The following is an 18910-nucleotide window of genomic DNA, read 5'->3' as shown; positions in this document are numbered from 1 at the left end:
AAACCTTTTATGGAGGTATTCAGATGAATCGAATAGTAATGTCTTTTGATGAAATCAATCCTTTTATCAGATACCCTCGTTTCTTTAGTGTTGAAACTAATCCATTACTAACAGAGGTTAAAGCCTATGATTACAGACTTATGTACATATACGATGGAAAAGGTGCCTTCACCATTAATGATATTAGATATGAGGCTGCGAAAGGTCATCTTTTTTTGTGGAGACCAGGAATCAAATACAGCATACACACTGATTCACAAAATCATCTGTCTATCATAGCTATTAGTTTTGATTTTACATGCATGAAAAGTGATATAAGTTATCCTATACCGCCAGAAAAAGCAAATATTTTTGATGAGGAAAGAATTTCAGAAGTGATTGAGTTTAATGATTTAAATGGATTTAATAAGCTAATTCATTTAAAAAATATGCAATCTATTGAAAGCAGGCTAATGGAACTAATAAATGAATATATGACTAGAAAAAAACATTATGTCCATAAAATACGAGGCAGCTTTCTTTCTATCTTATGTGATATTGCTCGATGTCTTTCAACATCAAATACAGACTCTTATATGATGAACAATAAAATAGATTTAATAATTGAATACATTCATAAAAACTATCATAATCCGATAACTAACCAAGAAATTGGAGAATATTTTAATTTTCACCCTATTTATATAAACAGATTAATGGTTAAGCATACTGGCTTCTCCCTGCATCAATACCTAATAAACTATCGAATCTCTTTAGCCATTGATTTTCTCCAAACCACAAGCAAATCTATAACTGAGATTGCGTATTTAGTAGGCTTCAAAGACATAAATCATTTTTCTAAGTGTTTTAAAAAAATGGTTGGGCTTAGTCCTAAGAATTATATCACTACTTCCCGCAGCTCCTTTTAACCAGTTTAATTGTAATTCTTTATCTTGATTGCAATAAAGAAACCTGCATCGCCGTACTTATTTCTATTAAGATATCATCTTTCTGCTGACTTGATAACTGAAAGACCACCTTACAGCAAAATTGTTAACAACAGCTTTGCTGAGAAAACTATAAAAGATGTGAAGTAAATTAAGAGCATACTAAGCTGATTTGATTACAACAAATTAGACAAATTTAAATAAGCAATTATATCTGAAATGATTCCTCTAAAAGAATCATTTCAGATATAATCATACATTTATTTGCTTGGTACAGAAACTAGGTGGCTTTGGACATACTTCTTCTGTGTCTCAGTGAGTTTCCCGCTATTTTCCAAGACCTTCAGTGCTGGTTGTGGAAGATACTTATCTAAAGGCATGTCATATGGCAAAGCCTTATAAAGAGCTACAAAATATCTTACGTTTTCAGTTCCTATTTCCTTTTCAGTTTGTTTATATTGTGCATATATATTCTCAATATCTTTCACCTTAAAACTTCCTAAATCTTTTACTTCTTTAATTCCAAAAGCCTCAGCTAAATCTTTTACTGGCACTTCAAAAGATTTATTTATGTCGTTAAGTGTATATGACCCTCTAATATCTGCAGGATTAAACTGACCTGAAAGTTCTCCATTTGTATACTTTGCAGGTATCTTTGTAGATTCTGTAATCCATACATTGAAGATTTTAGATACTCCAATGCCACCAAAAAGTATTACAACCGAAACTATTACTGCAGTTAATGGTTTTAAATTTCTTCCTGATAAATTACTGCTTAAATTAACTGTGCTTGATACTGAACATGTTTCCTCTGAAGTACATTTCATACAGGATATACATTGATGATTTTTTACTGCACTAGTCTCAGATACATTTATATTCATTGGACAGCTTTTATCACACTTTTTACAGGATACGCAGGTTGCACTATTTCTCTTTATTCCGAACACTCTAAACAAATTGAATATACCTAGAAAAGCACCATAAGGGCAAGCATATTTGCACCAAGGCCTTTCAACAAATAAAGAAGCTAATACAACTGATATAAGAATTATTAAACCACTTACTGCTAGTTCTGAGCTCCACAAATTAAATAAAGTATAAAATGGATCATAGGCCTCAAAAGCGATTTTCCCAGTGGCAGCAGTCATGTATACTACCCAAACAAGTATAATATATCTTAAGTATCTTAGATATTTATCGTATTTATATGGTATAAATTTATTGTACCTTTTTTTAAAAATCTTTTTTCCTATTTTAGAAATCCACTCTTGAAATGCGCCTAAAGGGCATACCCATCCACAAAATACTGGACCAAACAAAACTGCTAATAATATGCCTATTGCCATCAATACAAGAGAAGACTCATGTAGTTTTTTAACAAAAGTTCCTGCAGTTAAAAATTGATATATGGTTGTTACTCCTCCAAAAGGACATAATGCATGAAGAGAAATAGATGACAATAGTGGTATTTCCATACCTCTTTCAACTAGACTATGATTTAATGATACCAATGCAATAAACATAAAAAAGAATATTTGTATGCCTCTTCGCATTATTATTTTCTTTGATTTTTTCATTATTAATTCACTCCCTCATCCAATTTTATATAAAGATTATAGCTATATATTTTGTTCTATTTTCCATAAATGTGTGATGTATTTGTGAATTTATATGAAATAAAGTTATTTTTTCACATTATAAAAATAGAAAGAGGATTGTACTAAGACATCCTCTTTTAATAAATTAGTTTGTATCACCTATGAAATTATTTGCTTGGTGTAGCAATACAACCTCGTCCTTGACCATTACCCATCATTCTACCACCTTGGCCTCTGCCTTGACCTTGTCCTTGCCCAAAGTTTCCAGTACAATTTTGCATATTATCATTTAATTTTGCTTTTAAATTCTCTCCCTCATCCTTTGTAATTGTACCTTTAGCTACCGCATCATCAATAGCCTTTGACCTCTCTTCAAGTAATGATGTTTTTAACTGCTCATCAGTCATTCCTTTTTCTTCAGCTAAGTCATAAAGTGTTTTTCCTGAGTTTCTAGCATTTATTATATCAGAATCTGATATACCTAGCTTATTCTTAAGTATATTAGTTATATTATCGTACCCTCTCATAGATGTAATTCTTCCTAAGCCTAACCTTTGCCCTGATCCAGCGGCTGCTGTATTGTCTGCTGACGCAGCATATGCAGTTGCCCCCATGCCTATAGCCATAGTAAGTGTTAAAGCAGTTATAATGTTTCTCTTTTTCATTCTCAATTTCCTCCTCATTAATTCTTTTTTTATATTGTTATTACCATCTTTGCGGTACATTTTTATATTAACCAATCTTTTCGATTAAATAGTGTTGTAATTGTGATGAAATTGCAAATGTTTTATTCTTTTCCGAGATAATATCATCAATTGCTGAATTGTTTATTATTAAATTTTATTTACAATAGAAACCTAAGCTAAGGAAACCATGATTTTTTAAGCACAAGTTTTGATGCGGAAAATGTTAAGTTCTATTTTGTTGTAAAGCAAGATAATATACGTACATTATAAATTTAATATAAAGTCAGTTTTAATAATTAACATCTCATTAAAAACAGCTTATATATCCTAATTACTTCTCTACTAATAATAGTAATTTTAATTAGGATATATAAGCTATTTTGATTTTTTCTCTATCAATTTTCCTGAAGACATAATGAATAATCTGTTACCTAAGGTCGCAATCTCATTTTCATGAGTAACCATAAGAATTGTAGTACCATTACAATTTATATCATAAAACAATTTCATTACTTCTTTAGTAGTTTCATCATCTAAATCACCAGTAGGCTCATCTGCAATTAAAATTTCAGGATTATTTATAAGTGCTCGAGCAATAGCTGCTCTTCTCATTTCACCACCTGAAAGCTCAGCTGGATATCTTTCAGCCAAATCTTTTAAGCCAATCTCCTCTAGAAGAGCCATTGCAGGCTCAATACCACTTCCTTTTTTATGTAAAAAGCAAAAGGGCAGGCGAACATTATCTAATATTGATAGATTCGAAAGAAGGCTAGGTCCCTGTGGTATATATCCAATCTTAGAATTACGGATTTTTGCCATAGCTGTATCATTCATAGACCATAAATCATAACCATTTATTAGGATCTTTCCATCGGTCGGACGAAGCAGACCTGCAATCATATTCAAGATAGTTGATTTTCCACTTCCAGACCTGCCTATGATACTGATAAAATCTCCAGGCATAATTTTGATGTTTACATTTTCTACTGCGGTAAATGAGGACATATTAGTTCTTTCATAGGTCTTCTTTAACTGTCTCAATTCCAGCATTATTTATTCATACTCCCTTATCATAATATGGGTTTCAAAATGTTCTATGCGTTTTATAGAAAAGATGCAAGCAATTATACCTGTAAGTAATGAGATTACAATACTCATAGCAGCTAATCTCATTGTTTGCCCTATTGTAGGATGCATATACGGGATTCCTAGTGATATTGCAATTAACATGCGGAATTCAAACATAATTAAACTTGCTGTACTTGCTCCTAAAAATGCTCCCCAAAAGCTTATAATCAATGTTTCAGTCATAAGCATGCTTTCAAGCTTTTGGCGAGTAGCGCCAATTACCAATAACAATCCAAATTCACGCTTACGTTCATTTGCTGCAAATTCATATATTACTATAAGAATTATAACGGCTGCTGCCCATAAGAGCCCTTGAATGCTATATGCTAAAATTTTTATATTTTTTACTTGAGATTTAATATTATCCATCATCTCATCCAATATAACGACATCTGTTTGAGGATATTTGTTCAAAATAATTTTGCCTATTTTAGATGCGTCTGAGTCATTAGTCAATTTAATAAACAATGCTGACACAGGCTCTTTTCCACTTCCTGCAGGATGAACTGCTGCTTCTTGTGATGTTTCTATCATATGTTTAGCAGTATCTATTGTCATAAATACTGAAGAATTAAAACCCATTCCTGTATCATCTAAGGTTGCCGCCACCTTAAGGGGCTGACCAAACAACCAAATGTCAGACCCAATTGCTGCATTTACACGACTTCCTATTACAACCTCTCCAAAGCCTAGCTCACTGCTATCAATCTTTGTCATCCAGGACCTTATTGTAAAATCCGTTGTAGGATCAAACCCTATTAGCTGTACCGGCACTGTACAACAGGAAGCATTTAGGGACCCAATATATAATTGAGGAGAAACTTTTTCTACTCCAGGCATTTCTAAAATTCTATCTTCTAGATTTTCGCTCATATAAAAGGTATTAGACTCACTTCTTAAAAGTGTATTCTGAAGCTGAAGTGCACACCCGCGGGGTACTACCATAATATCTGCTCCCATTCGGCCTGACATATAATTTTTGCCTAATCTTAAACTTTCTGATAGCAATGCTCCACAAAAAATTGTAAATGCTAATACAGCAGTAATAGCTATAAGACCTTTTGTCCTAAAGGAACGTTTTTTAAGGTTTTTAATAGCCATTACAAATGTTGTCAACCTCATCTTTTTCATTACTCATTTACACTTCTTTCTTTATGCAGCTGCTGCGACCTTATAAAACCTACCTGAGAAAAAACATTTACTATTGAAACTGCCATAATTATTGCACTTACTACTATTAGCCCAGGTTCAGTTCCCACTCTGCAGGCCATAGCAGCTGTTTCACACATTCCAATAAGCAATGTAGGAATAAGCAGTACAGATACGCCTAGTAGAAACTGCAATATGCTAAGCGCAAGACGTGTTTCATACTTTTTGAATGCAACAAGCAATATCCCGTCAAATATAATAAGCCCTCCAACCAATAACTCTGCCATAGCTGTCCAGTGACACTTCATATATAAAGCTTTACCATTCATCAATTCTATCATATCAGTACATACCGGAAATATTACTTCAGGAATTAAGGTAACTAGCACTCCAAGCCCTATTGCAATTAAACCTGCAGCTTTTTTATTCTTCATTTTAATTATCCTCCCTATTATATTTGCATTGAGCACTGAGTATTTTAATAAAATATACTCTTCTTTGAGAATTATTGACTCTTTAGTATACATTATACAAACTCAAATCCAATACAGGATATATTTTAAGCACATTCTTTAAAATAATAAAAGGGAAGGTAATAAATTTATCCTTCCCTTTTATTATTCATCATAATTTATTTTTATGCTTTAAAGTATATAGCTTTAGCAGGGCATTTTTCCACTGCTTTGTTTATATTTTCAATATTATTCAAATCTTCTATCTTTACATTTCCAACTATAATTTTTGCTTTTTTATCAGATATTATAAAAGTATTCGGAGATAATTTTTCACATAATCCGCATCCTATGCAATATTGATGCTTAATTGCTAAAGCTGAACTTTCACTTTCTTTCTTATCTTCTATACCTACTAGACTTTCTTTATTAACTGCTTTAGATATTATATAAGCCATAGCAAATATGGAAATTGTGGTTAATACCCATCTAATCAGCATGAATTTAGGTCCTAAGAACTTAGCCTCATTTGCAAGCATTGGTATCTTAATTACTGCCCAAGCACTTAATATAACTACAATATTTGAAACACTGGCGCCCTTTTTAAGAAGCATCTTGCATACCGGAAAAGCTGCATATATTGGTCCCGCTGAAAAACTCCCTAAAACAAAGGAAAAAAGTGTACCTTTAACCCCTGAATTCTCTCCAAAGCTGTTTGTAATAGCTTCTCTTGGTACCCACGCTTCTATAAGAGAAGTCAATATAAAAATTACAGGCATAATCTGAAGCATTTCTATTACATAATAAGTGCTGTTTTCACTTGATCGAGCTGCTTTATCGGGCATAGCCACAAGAAGAACCAGGTATACTGCACCCACCATAAACAATAATTTATTTTTCTTCGCTACATTCATCAGCTTCACATCAACACCACCATAACTAATGCTATAACTATAGCAAATCCGAAGCTTAAGGAGTTTCTTACAACTGTAAACTTAAGACCAAACTCTTCTTTCTCAAGCGGGAAAGTTACTACACCTACCATAGTTAAAGTAGTCAAAAATGCAACTGCAGGAACAATGTTAAATCCAATATCTATAAGTGAACCTACTAAAGGAAACGCCACAAATGCAGGTATCAGCGTTATGCTTCCAACTAAAGCAGAAGCTACAGTTGATATTAGTCCATTTGTTTTCTCCATTAGACTTTTTATGGTCTCTGGTGGAAAAAAGGTTAATATTAGACCTATTAAAAATAATATCCCAAGTAGTTCCCCTATCATATTTTTCATCATACCTCTTGCCATTCTCATGGAGCTCAAGGTCTTATTCTTATCTTTTATCATTGATAGGATAAAGGCAATACCTGTAACAATCCAAAGGACTTTTGTAAATATATCCATAACTATCTATCTCCATAATATTTAGGGTTTGGTGCTTTGATAACAAATAACTCTAATACTTCTTCATCAAAGTTATTTACATTCATTTTCACTTTATATGGAATATTGATAATCTGTCCTTGGGAATACTTGTGAGACTCTTGATCATTTAACTTTAATGTTAATACCCCTCTAGCTACGAGCATATACACATTTGAATCTGAGTAATGCTCTGGCAATCCTGTTCCTTTGGTAAAAATCATATGATTTAATGCTAAGTTGTCGTCATCGATTAGCTTTTCAACCACCCTTTCATCTACTCTTTTAAATTCATAATTTTTTTCCAACATAATAATTCCCCTTTCATGATTCATATATTTATACTATAATCTTTATCAATATATTAAAAGTAACCATGGTTACTTTTTGAGGGGATTATTTATGGCTATTAAAAATTATATTAACATGCTTAAACATTTAGATTTGTTTAAAAGTTTTTCATCAGATGAATTGCTAAACTTATTTAATAAACAATGCTATGAGATTAAAGAATGCAAGAGAGGCAGTATTATTTATTTCCAAAATGAAAGGTGCTCAACTTTAGATATTATTTTGAAAGGAAATATAATCGTGCAAAAGATTGATTCAAATGGCAACATACTAACTATATCATCCTTTGGGCCAGGAGATGTTATAGGGGGTAATTTAATTTTTTCTCATAACAATACTTATCCTATGACTATAGCTGCAAAAAGCTCTAGTACAATCCTTCATATAAGAAAGGATTTAATACTCGAGCTTTGCCAAATGAACAAAGATTTCTTAGTTATGTTTCTACAGTCTATATCAGATAAAACTCTTATACTTACAGATAAGATTAAATCAATTACTATGAAAACTATAAGACAATGCATAATAGATTTTCTGACATATGAATATTATATTCAGAAAAACTTGAGAATTGTTTTAAATATTTCTAAAAAGGAGCTGTCTGAGAGAATTGGAGTTCAAAGACCTTCTCTTTTGAGAGAGCTAAAAAAGATGAGAGCTGATGGCTTGATAGAATATGATGCTCATTCAATAACTATAAAGAATGATGCGCTTATAGAATCCGCTACATAGCTTTTCTCATATTAGTTGTGCAAAATTCTGGATGTATACTATTATTTATTATGAGAAAAGTAGATTATATAAATAATCTATCTATTTCATTAAGCTCAATTGATGTAGTCATAGTTCTTTGTATAAATGGAAGCATAATCTTCCTTCTAGTAATCTCCAATAATATTAGCAATTTATTATATACTTAAAGGCATGCCCGAGCTTAAGCATGCCGCTTCTTTATATTTATTCCTGCTGCCAGCCCTTGCAAACATCTACCCAGGTTTTGCTTAAGGAATATTCCTCAAGTTCATGGCATGTGAGCTCAATAGCTGAATTGCTGCTTCCACAGGCAGGATAAATCGTATGAAATCTCTTAAGAGATATATCTAGAAAAACAGGAAGCTTGTGTTTCAACCCAAAAGGACATATGCCGCCAACTGCATGGCCGGTAAATTCCAAAGCTTCTTCAGGTGTTAACATTTTTGCCTTGATACCAAATTCACTTTTAAATTTGCTGTTGTCTATTTTAGCATCTCCAGCTGCTACAACCAGCATGGCGCTTTCTCCCTGCTTTAAGGAAATAGTTTTAGCTATCCTTGCAGGTTCAACATCAAGTGCTTCAGCTGCCAGCTCAACTGTTGCACTTGACACGTTAAATTCTAAAATATTATCTTCTCTGTTCCATTTCTTTAAGTGCTCTCGTACCTTATCAATTGCCATTATGCTTCATCCTCTTTCAAACAAAATTTCTTTAGTAGATTATAGCATAATATTTAAAAACTTGATAATATGCCATGATTACAATCTGTGGTGCAATTAATAGGGGTTTTAAATCCATATATACACTCTACTAATAAAACTCTAACTGAATTGCAGCTAAGTCCTCTTTTCCTCGCAGCAGAAAAAGTTAAATTGTTAAAAAGTTAAATTGTTAACTTTTCGCTTTGCAAGGTAAATTGCTTTGGCTGCTTGCTTGTATTTAAAAGCTAGTGTGGTTTTTCATTACACAAATTATTTAAATATTAAACTGACATATTAGAAACATGGTACAATTCTCCTCCTGCTTCATATGATGATAATGGATGAATTTATAAGTAAAAGGAGAAACTATGCAAATTCATGTTGTTCAACCAGGACAATCCATTTACAGCATTGCTAGAACATATAATTCTACCGTTGGCTCTATTGTCGGAGCAAATCAACTTCCAAATCCCGGTAGACTGGTTGTAGGTCAGGCACTGGTGATTCCTATTGTTGGAAGTTTCTATCAAGTTAGGCCAGGTGACAGCTTATACAGCATTGCAAGGCAATTTGGAATAAGCTATCAAACTCTTGCAAGGGTTAATGGAATATCACCTGCTAGACCTCTCTCTGTTGGCTTTAGATTGTATATTCCGCCGAGACCAAAACGAAGTGCAGAAATAAATGCATATGCCGAGCCAATTGGAGGCAGAGTCTCACCAGTATTAGAGCAATCCGCTAGAAGTGCAGCTCCACATCTAACCTATTTAGCGCCCTTTAGTTTCCAAATCCAAAGAGATGGAACTTTAAAAGAGCCTAACTTAAACAATTTCAGAAGAATTGCAGAGGATAACGGCGCAATCTTACTGATGGCAGTTACTAATCTTGAGCAAGGACAATTCAGCACGGAACTTGGAAGATTAATACTGACTAATGAGCAGCTTCAAAATACTTTGCTTAACAATATCATTGCCACAGCAAAACGTCTTAATTTTAAAGACATACATTTTGATATGGAGCGTTTGCCTAGAGAATTAAGAGAAAGCTATAATGCTTTCCTTAGAAAAGCTAAAGCCAGATTAAGCGCGCAAGGCTTTTTAATGTCTACAGCCCTGGCACCAAAAACAAGCGCTACCCAAACAGGTGAGTGGTATGAAGCACATGATTACAGAGCTCATGGCCAAATTGCAGATTTTGTTGTTATCATGACCTATGAATGGGGCTACAGCGGCGGCCCTGCAATGCCAGTTTCCCCACTGCCTCAGGTTAGACAGGTTCTGGAATATGCCTTAACAGAAATGCCAGGCTCTAAAATTATGATGGGACAAAACTTATATGGATACGATTGGACACTTCCTTTTGTGCCCGGAAGTGTTGCAAGAGCAGTAAGCCCACAACAAGCTATTTTACTAGCAGCAGACAATAATGTACCAATAAGCTATGACACCAGAGCACAAGCACCTCACTTCGACTATACCGCCTCAGATGGAAAACGTCATACAGTATGGTTTGAAGACGCCAGGTCTATTCAGGCAAAATTTAATCTAGTAAAGGAACTTGGTCTCAGAGGTGTAAGCTATTGGAAGCTAGGAATTTCTTTCCCTCAAAACTGGCTGCTTATTGAGGAAAACTTTAATGTAGTGAAACGATAAGCATAGAGATTAACTACCTTTCAAACCTTAAAATTTTAGAGCCCAGACTTCATGGTCTGGACTCTAATGGTTTACAACTACATCTTCTTTATTCCTTTAGAATTTTTTCCGATTAATAGTATGGATCCTACTATTATTACCAACATTCCTAAGCTAAGTATAAGATTGAAATCTATAATTGAGCCTGTCTTAGGTAAAACATTTGAGCTATTTTCAATATCTTTTTCAGGTTCAGTACCCTTGGAATTGTCAGTACCTTCTCCTGGATCTACAATTACAGAGTCATCACTATCTTTTTCTGGTTCTACTATTTTAGATTTTTCAAAATCCTTTCCTGCAGCTATTAAATCACTAACTGCTTTGTCAACCTCTTCCTGTGAAACTCCAATCTTTAGTGCAATACTCTCTGCTGCATCAATAGCTTTTTTAAGTTCATTTCTAGCATTCTCAGGATGTTGTCCTACATCAGTTCCTGCAGAGGACTTATTGTATAAATCCTTAGCTCTATTTAACTCCTGAATTAGCATATCTTTATTAGCTAAAACAACAACTTCGCATACAGCCTTGAAATTACCATTCTTTGAAGTAACTGTAACATTAGCCTTTCCAGCCTTTATACCTTTAATAACGCCATTATTGTCAACAGATGCCACCTCAAAATTATCTGAAGTCCAATTTACTTCCTTATCTGTTGCGTTTTCAGGATTAATTATAACTTGAAGAGTCTCTGTCTCACCTGGTTTTAATGATAAAGTAGTTTTGTTTACGCTTATACCTGCAGTAGGCACTACTGTATTAACATTAATTCTATAAAAGTTTACACCCTTTGTATAATATATATTTCCATCATCACTAAGTGTAAACATAGCTGTATCCACTATAAATTCAGACTCCATGGTTTCTGGATTTATACAAGTTAGCTTTTCTGCAACATTAGCATAAAGAAGCCCATCTTTAGACCACTTTAAATATACTGGTCTCCATCTGCCATAGTCCTTCACTTCTGGATAGATATTTTTGCTCTTTACTACCTTTAAGGTTTCCGTATCTATTGCAAATATAACACCATTTACAGCTCCCCATAATAATCCGTCAGGACCTATGGAAAGACCGCTTATCATTTGTGGATTTGACACTCCATCAATATTAAGGTCAAACTCCTGAAGTTTTCTATTTTCTTCTACGTCCCACACAAACATTTTAGCTTTAGCTGCAATTGGTGCTTCTCCTAATCCTCCATGGACTGTAGTAGAACCATAAATCTTACCATTTTTGTACGCGATTCCTGCAACCCCTTGATTTTCAACTACGTCTTTATTAACCTTCCATTCATTCTTTTGAGGATCAAATATTGTTAAAGCACCCTTGTGCTTTCCATAACCAGCTATAGTCCCGATAAACAACTTATTATCTCCATATGTTACAACAAAAGGTCTATCTTGGTCATCATCTATAGTTTTTATCTTTTTAACAGCAGGGGTTTCCAAGCCAGTATTCATTTCATAAATCTCTGCTTTTGGATATACCCCAAAGTACATCTTGTCGCCAAGTGACCCCATGCCTTCCGCTTGACCTAAATTGAAGGTCTTTGATTGTCCTGTTTTTGTATCGTATTGAATTCCTATACTGCCCATATATCCGCTAAGATATATCTTTCCGTCGGGTCCCTTTTCAAGAGATTGTACATTTATAGGCTGTGCTTGAACTAGAATAGGCAAATTAGCTTTTTTGTTATTTTTAAAGTCAAACAACATAACTGAGCCATCCCAATTAATCATCGCAAAGGTATTGTTACCAAATTCAGGATTGTTCTTTATATTTATTATGGAACCACTTCTCAAATTTAAGTCAAATGGCATAACCGATTTGTACTGCTTTGTTTCAAGGTCAAACTCATAAAGATTTTTATCCTTATTCGAATAATATACCTTCCCATCTATTTCTGTTGTTGTAGCAAGAAGGCCTCTTACATTTGGAATACTTACATCCAGCCATTCTTCCTTATCTAAGTCATATATAAGTGTGCAGAAAGGCCCGTTAAAAAATGCAAACAGGTAATTTCTTACTACTGTCATTCCATATACTGCTCCCATTTTGCTTGAGAAGCCATAATGTGGTTCTCCAGCCTTCGCTTGAGGGATTTGTATTTGAGCTTTCTCTCCTGTATTAGGATTTATCTTCCATACTCTCCCATTAGAAGTTCCTGTTCCTGCATATACATGCCCCTTATAATAAGCAATTGATCTAACATATTGCTCTGCTTTTCCATCATCTCCTGCTGTCTTGCCATTGTCAACCTGGCCATAATCAGTAAATTTTTTCGTTTCAGGATCGTACTTGAAAACTGATCCAGCTGAGTAAACTCCACCATAAACGTTTTTTCCATCTGTAGTTAATCCCCATATGGATTGTGTACCTTGGGAGGGTACTCCCAAATCTTCTATGCCTTTTGTAACTGGTGAATATTTAAATAATTTATGTGATGCCCCTATGTATACACTACCATCTTCTGTTTTTGTATGAGCCCATGAGCTAGAAGCCCCATCTAAAGGAAGGGATCTGAGTAACTTTTGACTGTCCATATCTACTACGTTAAATACAGCTGGAGTACCCGAACTAGCACTTCCAGATACCGTAGTGTATACTACGTTGTTTCCATCTTCAATTCCAAAGGCAGCATCTATAGCCGCAATAGACTGTATAGGAGCTCCGATATGTACCGGCTCACTGTAGACCTTCTGCAGCTTTCCTTCTGCCTTGGCTGGTATTGATGAAATTAATGATGTACTAATCAATACTGTTAAGACTCGACTCAGATGCTTTTTAAAACTAGATTTTAACATTTCTTTTCCCCCTAAAATTAAACGTTTTCCATGTAACCAATTGTAATTTTAGCATATATTTACTTTTATGTATTTGTTTTAACTAGCACTCTAGTTTGTCATTATTAGTGATATAATCTATATAAAAATTGCTCATGTCCGCTAACAAAAGCGAGCATGAACAACTTTTATATTTTAATGGATTTATTCCTTTGAAATGCAGCTGGTGATACACCTACTGCATTCTTAAAGGCTTTGCTAAAAGAATGTATAGACTGGTAAGACAAAGTTTCAGCTACTTCTGAAACACTTTGATTTTTTTCTATTAAAAGCTCTTTAGCTTTTTGTATACGCTTGTTTAAGAAATACTCCTGCAAAGTAACCCCTATCTCCTCTTTAAACGTATGAGAAAGATGTGAATAACTATATCCCAAAGAATTAGAAATCTGTTTTAATTTCTTAATTTTAAATATATTATAATCAATGTAACTAATAGTATTATATATAAGTTCCTTCTTGGTTCCCAGAATATTATTGAACTTATAAATTGGATTCTCTATGTTAGATAAGCTTGTCAAGGTCTTTATGAGTATCTTATTTAAGCAGCTTTCAATCATTAACTCGCTAAACTCATTTGCATTGCTTAATTCATTTAAGGCATACAAAAAGGACTCTCCTATATTGTTTTTATCTTCAAAATAAGGTTTATCTATATATCTTATGGTACGAAGCTTATCCATAAATAGCTTCTTATACCTGCTGCTGCTTTTAATATCAAAGCCAACATAGAAAAATCTAAAATACTCGTCTCCATCCGCATGTATTGAATGTAGTTCTCCAGGTGCATTTATGCAAACATCACCTTGGGCAAGGAAATATTTGCTTCCATCAATAATAAAACTTCCTCTGCCTTCATAAATGTAGCTTATCTCAAAGCATTCCTGCTCATGTTCTTCAATTAAATAGCCTTTTTTACAGCTTAAATCACCTATTTGATATAGCCTAAAATGGCTATATTCTTTAGGGTTCTGTCTATATAAATTATCAAAATGGAAAATCTTTTTTGATTCATAACCTCTCATAATTAAGAATCCTCATCTCCTTTTAACAAAGCAAGATAAACAATTTTTTAACTCTATAAAATTCCTAGTAAAGCCTTCTCTAGGTTATCAGCCATTCTCAAAAATCCTAAGTCGGTAGGATGAACCCCATCAACGGTGCACTCCTCATAATCATTACCTAAAAGGTTCTCTCCATCATAAAAATAAATGTGTGAATCGCCCATTTCCCTGAAGCTTTCTACAGTATTTTTCTGTAGTAATTTCCTTTCAAGGCGCTGCCTATGGAGCTCACCGTTAAATCTTTCCATAGCATATGGCGCCCTTGAAACAACTAATATAGGTACATTGGCATGAGCTTTTCTATAAATTTCAATAAATTGCGTTAAGGTTTTGCTTAATAGTTCAGTGCTCACACAATTGCCTTCATAATCTAGTACAAGACAAGCAGGCTTATCAATCTCTGTAAGAATTTGTGCAACCTCAGGTTCTCCTTTTCCATTTCCAGAAAATCCGAGGTTAAATATTTCCATATTTAATCTTCTACTAATAATATTGGTATAGGCCATTCCTGGTCTTGAAGCACATCCTCCCTGTGTAACTGAAGTACCATAAAAAATAATTCTCTTATCTGAAGTATAAGAATGCGGTTCTTCTAAGCCTGCTGTTTCTTCTACTCCAATAAGCACTTCCTCTACACCCTTATAAAGAGGAAAATTAATAACAACATTTTTCCAAGCTTTACTTTTCATTTCAAAAAGCTTAATTTCATATTCAGCCTTAGTATGATCATATCTGGTTGTATTGCAATAAAATACTTTGTCAGCAATGCCAACATAGAAGTCAAACCCGCATTGACCTGTAGCAGGCATATGAACCATATTAGCAATGCCTGATAATTTTACTCTTATAAAAAGTTTCTCACTGTCTGTTCTGAATCGTATCTGCCCACCTGCTATGCAATTCGCTAATAAATCTACTTCTTCTGGTATTGGATATTTAGGTGACTTAGGCAATCTTCTATAAATATGTTCCTTTGCAAACCAAGGGAATCCCCCTAATTGAAAAGGCTTCTCCTTTGGTGACAACCATTTCAGTTCCACCTTATTCCCTGTTTCTATATTCATGTTTTTGTCTATTTTTTGAACATCCAATTGCTTGCTTTCCACCTCATCACCTTTAATTAAAGACTGCTTAAAGCCTTTACAAATCTTTCTGTTATCTCCCTAGGTCTTGTCACTGCTGTGCCAACTACCACTGCAAAGGCCCCCATATTTATTGCTTTTGCTGAATCTTCCCTTGTCCATATTCTGCCCTCGGCTATAACAGGTCTATCAATGTTTTCTGACAGCTCTTTTATAAGCTTAAAATCTGGTCCATCTAATTTCTCAGTATAAGAAGTGTATCCTGAAAGTGTTGTAGAAACTATATCAAAGCCAAGCCTCCAGGCTGTGATTCCTTCCTCAAATGTAGATACATCTGCCATCAATAAAAGATCATCATATTTGCTGCGAATTTCTTTAATAAATTCTTCTAGTGAAATGTTATTTGGTCTTATTCTATTTGTAGCGTCTAAGGCAATAATATCAGCCTTAGCTTTAACCAATTCATCTACTTCAGTCATGGTAGGAGTAATATATATTTCAGAATCCTCATAATCTCTCTTAACAATTCCTAGAATCGGCAGATCAACCGTTTTCTTTATATAAGCTATGTCTTCATAGCTGTTTGCACGTATGCCAATAGCACCACCTTCTTTTGCTGCATACGCCATTCTTGACATAATATAAGATGAGTGAAGAGGTTCATTTTCCAACGCCTGACAGGAAACTATAATTCCTCCCTTTAAACCTTCTATAATTTTGTTCATATTTTTATCCTCCTATAATATTACTAACTTTTTCTATTATTTTTCCTTTTACAAAGGTTTTTACAACCTCTAAACTACTATTCAAAACAACCAAATCCGCATCTTTACCTATAGAAATGCTTCCTTTCCGATTATCTATTCCTAAAAACCTTGCTGGATTTATGGTCATCATCTTAATAGCATCTTCTAACCTAATGCCAAAACTCACAGCTTTCTTAAGAGAACTATCAAGCATTGTAGTGCTTCCTGCTAAATTTCCTGTGGATGTTCTTGCTATGCCATCTGTAACAGTTATTTTTTCTCCTGACCTCATATAACTATCATTTACAAGCCCTGCTGCCTCTACAGTATCACTTACAATTATCATATTTTCAGACCCCTTTATTTTATAAACCAGTCGAATCACAGCTGGATGCACATGAATTCCATCGCATATAAGTTCAACGGTGATATCACTATCTAAAGCAGCACCAGTTGCACCTGGCTCTCTGTGATTTAGTCCTGTCATTGCGTTAAAAAGATGAGTAGCATGGCTTACTCCATTTTCAATAGCATCTTTAGCAGTATTATAATCCGCAGAGGTATGAGCCATAGATATTCTAATTTTCTTATTACTCAATTCTCTTATAAACTCCATCGCTCCACTTGTTTCAGGTGCAAGGCTTATAAGCATAATATTATTTCCAGAGACTTTCTGAAGCCTATTAAATTCCTCAACTGAAGGCTCTCTTAGAAACTTCTCACTTTGTGCACCTTTAAGTTTTTCTGAAAAATAAGGTCCTTCCATATGTATCCCTAAAACCTCAGCACCTTCAACTTCCTTTTCAATACAAGCACCTATATTTTTAAAAGCCTTAGCAAGTGTTTCATAGATTTCAGAACGTGAAGTTGGAAGAAAAGAGGTTACTCCATGACTGGCCATAAACAGAGATATTTCATTTATAGCCTCAAAGCTTCCTTCCATGCAGCCCCTTTTACTGCAGCCATGAGTGTGAATATCTATAAGTCCAGGAATGAGCATAAATCCTTTAAGATTTAGACATTCCTCATGTTGCTGCTGCATTGTATAACCTTCAGATTCATATATTTTTTTAATCACACCATTTTGAATCTCAATATCTACATTGCAAAACTTAAAATTTTCATTAAGAACCTTTGCATTTTTAAAAATCATGTTAAATCCTCCAGATTTACTGCTTAGTCATGGATAAACCATAACTCCTTGGAATCTCCATTTCTGTTTTTTTTCCCTTAAAAATACTATTTATATTCTCTATAAGCTTTAAGGTTACATAGGAACGTCTATCAACTGTTGGACCTCCCATGTGGGGAATTAACAGGACATTTTCAAGCCTTCTCAGCTTACTATCTATGGGAAGAGGTTCTGTTTCAAACACATCTAAAACAGCTTTAAATCTTCCTTTCTCAAGCTCTGTAATAAGCTCTTTTTCATCAATTATGTTTCCTCTTGCTGTATTAACAAGTAGAGCACCATCAGGCATCAAGCTTAAAAGCCTTTTGTTAATCATGTGATAAGTATCTTCTCTTTGAGGTAAATGAAGTGATATAATATCACTATTTTTAAAAACATCTTCAAGTTCTACCCTTTCAACTTTATGTTCCTTAAGAATTTCTTCAGAAACAAAAGGGTCGTAGACAATAATTTGGCATCTAAAAGGAAACAGAAATTTGACTAGATATCTAGCTACAGCCCCAAAACCTATGAGACCTACCTTCCTATCCAGCAGGCTTTCATTAATAAAATTATCCTCACGCCAACCGCCATGTTTAACTTTATTGTCATAATAGGAAAGCTCTCTTAATGCACATAGTGTATAGGCAATTACGCCTTCAGCCACAGACTCTGCATAAATATCATTTCCGCTTAAAACTCTTATACCTTTGTCATATAGCGCCTCTGAAGCAATGTTAGCCACAGAGCCTCCTGTATGAGCAACTATTTTTAACCTATTTGCCTTTCCTAATACATAAGAATCTAACTGTGCACATCCCCAGCCAGTAATGCATACATCTGTATCTTTAAGTCTTTCTCTTAGCTCTTCCTTTGTAAAATGCCTATTTGAGGTGTTCCAAACTATATTACCCATAGGTTTAAGCTTTTCCACTACCTTTTTAGTAAAGAAACTTTTTCTTGTATCACCTTCAGGCTGAGCAATCAATATATTCATAAAGCATTCCCCCTGGTATTCTATTCTGTACCAAAAGATTATTAGTCCTTTTGATTATTGTATGTTTTATATACGCAATAACTATTATTCAATGTATTTCTCTAATGTGACTTAAAAAAGTTATTTAAAAAATCAGCCCAAGAAAGGCTGA

General features: G+C 34.1%; 18 protein-coding genes. 3 read left to right on the top strand and 15 right to left on the bottom strand.

Going from position 1 to position 18910, the window contains the following annotated elements; translation table 11 throughout:
* The first annotated feature begins 23 nt into the window (after positions 1-23).
* On the top strand, positions 24-908 hold the full coding sequence (locus tag NBE98_RS04265; protein WP_250812923.1) for an AraC family transcriptional regulator: 885 nt from the start codon (positions 24-26) through the stop codon (positions 906-908).
* 278 nt (positions 909-1186) lie between these two features.
* On the opposite strand, the gene NBE98_RS04260 is transcribed toward NBE98_RS04265, so the two are convergent.
* The 8 genes from NBE98_RS04260 to NBE98_RS04225 all read right to left on the bottom strand — a co-directional run bounded on the left by NBE98_RS04260 (position 1187) and on the right by NBE98_RS04225 (position 7673).
* Positions 1187-2506, bottom strand: coding sequence for a 4Fe-4S binding protein (locus NBE98_RS04260; protein WP_250812921.1), 1320 nt, complete (start codon positions 2504-2506; stop codon positions 1187-1189).
* Between the two features lie 188 nt (positions 2507-2694).
* A complete protein-coding gene (locus NBE98_RS04255) occupies positions 2695-3192 on the bottom strand; it encodes a hypothetical protein (RefSeq protein WP_250812920.1) in 498 nt (165 codons plus the stop codon).
* Between the two features lie 396 nt (positions 3193-3588).
* A complete protein-coding gene (locus tag NBE98_RS04250) occupies positions 3589-4263 on the bottom strand; it encodes an ABC transporter ATP-binding protein (protein ID WP_250812918.1) in 675 nt (224 codons plus the stop codon).
* Between the two features lie 3 nt (positions 4264-4266).
* Positions 4267-5472 carry an ABC transporter permease gene (locus NBE98_RS04245; RefSeq protein ID WP_250812916.1) on the bottom strand — a complete coding sequence of 402 codons (1206 nt, stop codon included), beginning with the start codon at positions 5470-5472 and terminating at the stop codon, positions 4267-4269.
* Positions 5472-5924 (bottom strand): DUF4418 family protein, encoded by a 453-nt coding sequence (locus tag NBE98_RS04240; RefSeq protein WP_250812914.1) that lies wholly within the window; start codon positions 5922-5924, stop codon positions 5472-5474. Before NBE98_RS04240 ends, NBE98_RS04245 begins: the two co-directional genes overlap by 1 nt.
* A gap of 203 nt (positions 5925-6127) precedes the next feature.
* Positions 6128-6856: a permease gene (locus NBE98_RS04235; RefSeq protein ID WP_284703696.1), complete on the bottom strand. Its 729-nt coding sequence runs from the start codon at positions 6854-6856 to the stop codon at positions 6128-6130.
* Positions 6857-6861: 5 nt separating this feature from the next.
* Positions 6862-7344, bottom strand: a complete 483-nt coding sequence (locus NBE98_RS04230) for a permease (protein WP_250812909.1) — start codon at positions 7342-7344, stop codon at positions 6862-6864.
* A gap of 2 nt (positions 7345-7346) precedes the next feature.
* Positions 7347-7673, bottom strand: a complete 327-nt coding sequence (locus NBE98_RS04225; protein ID WP_250812906.1) for a cupin domain-containing protein — start codon at positions 7671-7673, stop codon at positions 7347-7349.
* Positions 7674-7764: 91 nt separating this feature from the next.
* Here NBE98_RS04225 and NBE98_RS04220 point away from each other — a divergent pair, with 91 nt between their 5' ends.
* Entirely contained in the window at positions 7765-8445 is a 681-nt protein-coding gene (locus tag NBE98_RS04220; RefSeq protein WP_250812904.1) for a Crp/Fnr family transcriptional regulator, read from the top strand.
* A 225-nt stretch (positions 8446-8670) separates the two neighbouring features.
* On the opposite strand, the gene NBE98_RS04215 is transcribed toward NBE98_RS04220, so the two are convergent.
* Positions 8671-9147 (bottom strand): YbaK/EbsC family protein, encoded by a 477-nt coding sequence (locus NBE98_RS04215; RefSeq protein WP_250812902.1) that lies wholly within the window; start codon positions 9145-9147, stop codon positions 8671-8673.
* Between the two features lie 389 nt (positions 9148-9536).
* On the opposite strand from NBE98_RS04215, the gene NBE98_RS04210 reads away from it, so the two are divergent.
* Positions 9537-10820: a glycoside hydrolase family 18 protein gene (locus NBE98_RS04210; RefSeq protein WP_250812900.1), complete on the top strand. Its 1284-nt coding sequence runs from the start codon at positions 9537-9539 to the stop codon at positions 10818-10820.
* Positions 10821-10897: 77 nt separating this feature from the next.
* Here NBE98_RS04210 and NBE98_RS04205 read toward each other — a convergent pair whose 3' ends face one another.
* From NBE98_RS04205 to NBE98_RS04180, 6 genes are all read right to left on the bottom strand, one after another.
* A complete protein-coding gene (locus NBE98_RS04205) occupies positions 10898-13663 on the bottom strand; it encodes an Ig-like domain-containing protein (protein ID WP_250812898.1) in 2766 nt (921 codons plus the stop codon).
* Positions 13664-13830: 167 nt separating this feature from the next.
* The gene (locus NBE98_RS04200; RefSeq protein WP_250812896.1) at positions 13831-14724 is read right to left on the bottom strand and encodes a helix-turn-helix domain-containing protein; all 894 of its coding nucleotides are present in this window, start codon (positions 14722-14724) and stop codon (positions 13831-13833) included.
* Between the two features lie 53 nt (positions 14725-14777).
* Positions 14778-15854: an SGNH/GDSL hydrolase family protein gene (locus tag NBE98_RS04195; RefSeq protein WP_250812895.1), complete on the bottom strand. Its 1077-nt coding sequence runs from the start codon at positions 15852-15854 to the stop codon at positions 14778-14780.
* A 29-nt stretch (positions 15855-15883) separates the two neighbouring features.
* Positions 15884-16570 carry an N-acetylmannosamine-6-phosphate 2-epimerase gene (locus NBE98_RS04190; protein ID WP_250812894.1) on the bottom strand — a complete coding sequence of 229 codons (687 nt, stop codon included), beginning with the start codon at positions 16568-16570 and terminating at the stop codon, positions 15884-15886.
* A gap of 4 nt (positions 16571-16574) precedes the next feature.
* Complete coding sequence (gene nagA, locus NBE98_RS04185; protein WP_250812893.1) at positions 16575-17744, bottom strand: N-acetylglucosamine-6-phosphate deacetylase; 1170 nt, start codon at positions 17742-17744, stop codon at positions 16575-16577.
* Between the two features lie 16 nt (positions 17745-17760).
* Positions 17761-18759, bottom strand: a complete 999-nt coding sequence (locus tag NBE98_RS04180; RefSeq protein ID WP_250812892.1) for a hydroxyacid dehydrogenase — start codon at positions 18757-18759, stop codon at positions 17761-17763.
* Positions 18760-18910: the final 151 nt, after the last annotated feature.

This window comes from Clostridium swellfunianum, assembly GCF_023656515.1.
Classification (GTDB): Bacteria; Bacillota; Clostridia; order Clostridiales; family Clostridiaceae; genus Clostridium_AT; species Clostridium_AT swellfunianum.
Note: the sequence above shows the minus strand (reverse complement) of the source record. Positions and strands in the feature narration are given on the sequence as shown.